The 3,573-nt window shown below is 37.8% G+C and carries 3 protein-coding genes; 1 reads left to right on the plus strand and 2 read right to left on the minus strand.

All coding sequences use genetic code 11. The features are described 5' to 3' along the window. Positions 1–738 precede the first annotated feature (738 nt). Entirely contained in the window at positions 739–1,272 is a 534-nt protein-coding gene (locus NR114_RS22065) for a hypothetical protein (RefSeq protein ID WP_234530884.1), read from the minus strand. 1,237 nt (positions 1,273–2,509) lie between these two features. Between NR114_RS22065 and NR114_RS22070 the strand changes: the two genes are divergently transcribed. Beyond that, the gene (locus NR114_RS22070; RefSeq protein ID WP_234530883.1) at positions 2,510–3,217 is read left to right on the plus strand and encodes a DUF1120 domain-containing protein; all 708 of its coding nucleotides are present in this window, start codon (positions 2,510–2,512) and stop codon (positions 3,215–3,217) included. A 114-nt stretch (positions 3,218–3,331) separates the two neighbouring features. On the opposite strand, the gene NR114_RS22075 is transcribed toward NR114_RS22070, so the two are convergent. Then, positions 3,332–3,573 (minus strand): LuxR C-terminal-related transcriptional regulator (locus NR114_RS22075; RefSeq protein ID WP_256824853.1); only part of this gene is annotated, 242 nt, incomplete at its 5' end.

Below are 3,573 nucleotides of genomic sequence, written 5' to 3' on the forward strand. Positions count from 1 at the left end.
CACGAGTCGAGAACCACACCGTGAGAGTTGGGCGTACGCAGGGCGCTGTTGAATAATGCGTGACGCCGAGCTTATTTTTCGCAAGAACCAAATGCACTCCGGTGCGACTGAGTGCGGAGCCTTTGGTGACTGGTGACTGGTGTCTTAGCATGGCGGTTCCGCCGACTACTTTCGATTTTCTTTGTCGTTGAGGCCATTCGATTCACTTGGATTGAATAACAGATCGATGTCGTATTATATTCTTTTCAATTTGTTGGGCATTAGTAATTTTTAATATTGGTGTTTCGTTAAGGGTTGTAATAATGACAATGCTCCTCCTTGTTGTTTTCCCATAAATAAGTTGGCTGTCAAAGGAACTTTGTATAATTACATGGGAGGTATCGGATGTAGCAAGAAGTGACTTATTAAATTAAGTGTTTTTAATGCTGGTGTAATCACCTTCTTACGTTTAATAGACGCGCTGGATGTATTCGTAATTATATTTATCAATGGAGAGAAAAATGGGCGGTGGTATCACCGCCCATTTTGCATGGCTGATATATGACATGAAAGCTAAGGGGTTTATCCAAAGTGGTCAATCAATAGAGCCAGCCTTTAATCTAATATTGTTATTTTTCCTAGTGTGAAATAGGGTGTGTTGAAAGTTAAAATGTGAATGCAGCGCTATTTATTTCGTGGCTTAATATACCACTTAGGGGTATAAATACCTGCTGAAATACACGTGAGTTTTATTCTGTTTTAACCTGATATTACAGAGTTCATTTCTAGTGAGACCTCTTGTTTATCTAATGGTTCTCGCTTGTCGATACCCATACCAAAGTTTTTCAAACTTAAGTCTAGGTTTTTTATTAATATATCATCATCACGTAGGCACATGATATATGCATTCTCAAAAGGTAAAATGTTAACTAATCTTACGCCATGCGGTTTTAGATAATGGTTTATATGTTCTAACCAAGGAATGTAATATGGTATATCATACGGATCAATAGTAGATTCTGACCAATCAATATTATCAATCAGAGTGAAAATAAAATCATTTGGTTCAACGGGTAGTGTAATGTTTTGTAGTGTTTCAAAATCTGGAATATAACCGTTGTACTCTTTCCACTCCTCATAGACTATCAAGTTTTGTTTGCTCAGGTTCTCATATAACCAATGTAATATAGTATCAGGATCAAAGGTTTTTGGTGAGCTGGAGCTCAGAGACTCTGTATTGCATTCTGGGATGCATAGTCCTATGTTTTCTATCAGGTTTTGTATCTTTTTCATTATTACTTCCTTGTGTTGCTTGTCGGATTAATTACAACTTTATTTTATTATTGCATGTCAATAATGGTCATTTTTTTATAAGTTTCTACTTTTTTCTCCAAGGTTATGACTCCTATTGTTATTATTTAAGGCTAACGTAATTCTTTATTGATACTAAGTTTTTTTAACAGCACATGACTGTTTTGTAAGGTGTATCTAGATTGAAGTATCGGCAATGGCTAAGTTTATAGTAATTTCCCTAAAGCCAGTTTATCGATGTGGTTTTTATTTTTATATGAAATATAGATATGGTTTTCCTGTGGGTGGCCTTTATCTAACTTGTTCATATCAATAATTTTCCTGCGCTGTTTCATGATGTTCTATATTATCAATACATGTGTTTTTATTCCTTGCTAGAGCAAGATTAAAGTCCTTAAAATTGTTCATGAAATTATCATTGTTAGGACAAGGTTTACTTCCGGCTGAATGCTTTTTAAATTGAATTTTGCCAAGTTGCTTTTCTTCGCGTTTGTTCTGTCAATGATATCATGAGTCATTCTTAGTGTTACATGATGTTTTAATGTTTATAATAAAACGAATTTTTTATCTTCTTATATGTCAGGTACAGAGCGTACAGCTTAAAAATAATTTTATTGTAATACAAATTTGGGGTTTTATACTTTGTAACGTTTAAATTCTTTTGTTTTTTAATGTTTTATCTATTAATGTCTCTGTTTGTGATTAGTAATGCTGGAAATTAATACTTGGCATTTATTTACTGAGGTCCGGTTGGCCATCTTGAACGGTATTGTGGCGGCCATTTTATGCTGCGCTCATCGGTAAACATCTGTACGTAACCGATTTGGATAAGAGCCGCAACGTCGAGGCTTAAGTTCGCCATAGGACATGCGGATAACAAATGGGAGAGGGCTATTTCTCAATATCTCATTTTTTTCATAGGTGTACAGCTAGCGTAAGCTAAGAACGACTCGACGAGGTTATGTCGCAAGCATAGTGTTTTTGGCCTCATAGGCTAAAAAAAAAGAAAAATCAGAATTAAATCCTGTGAATTTGACTATTGAATGTTTATTTTTCTCCTGGAGCAATTAATTGTATTACAGGTTTGATGTTTTCAATCGTATTTAGCTATGTGCATTGGTTTCATTTTTAACTTTGTAAATGTTTTGCCATACTCTGTTTCATATAGGACTGGCGAAAATATTCGCTGCTTCACTTAGGGAAAAGGAGCAATATCCGAATGAAAAAAATGCAAATAACTGCCTGTGCGTTGGCTGTGTTGACTATTACATCTTTGCCTTCCCAGGCAAAAGACATAGAAGTAAAGGTTGCTGGTACTATTACCCCATCGGGCTGCACCCCAACGCTGTCTGGTGATGGTGCTATTGATTATGGCATGATCAAATCTGACTCTTTGACGTTGGACGCTTACACTACGTTAGAACAAAAAAAATTGGCGTTAACCATTACTTGCGATGCACCGGTGAAGTTGGCGCTGGAGGCAAAAAATGGACGACCCAATACGCTGGCTGGCGTTGCTACTGAAGATGCGATATCTGGTGCGGCTCTCTCTCCAGTAGGTGGTTTAAATGGGTCGAGGGGAGCACCGGCAGTAGTGGGTCTTGGGCTCAGTAACTCAGCTCGTATCGGCGGATACGCGATCCACTTTGGGACAAGGGTAGGAGCTATACCCATCACACGTAAGGGGGAGGCTGGGAAATGGACTAACGGTAATGGTGATAGTGGTGAAGATAACTTCTATAGCATCGGTGTTAAACGTCAGCTTTCGTGGATGAAGGCATGGGGCTCGATCCCTGAGCCTGATGCCATCAAAAACGTAACAATAGACTTAAAGGTGCAAGCCTATATCAATAAAGCTTCTGAATTGGATCTGACTAAACCGGTCATCTTGGATGGTTTGACCACCCTTGAATTGATTTATCTGTAAGTCATACTTTTCGATTTAGTATTGGTTTGCGGTGGGGGATATTTCATCAGGCTGATTATAAGTGCCGTTGTTAACTGCATAGAGAATAATTTATTTATTTCCATGTTTGGTCTATTATATAAGAAAATCCGTTTGAAAATAATCAGGAGTTTTCCTGTGTTTGGGTTGCATCAGAACATGCCGCCCCACATCCTTTGAACTGCCACAAAGCAGCCAAAAATGCAGCTCGACATTGCGTTTAAAATTAAGATTTATCATCGCGTTACGTTTATGCTGGCTGATGGTTTTTTCGCTCAGATTGAGTTTCCGTGAAATCAAAATGTTGGGTAGGCCTAAAGAGAGATAATGAATGACTT

The organism is Serratia sp. Ser99 (genome assembly GCF_024519545.1).
Lineage (GTDB): Bacteria > Pseudomonadota > Gammaproteobacteria > Enterobacterales > Enterobacteriaceae > Serratia > Serratia liquefaciens.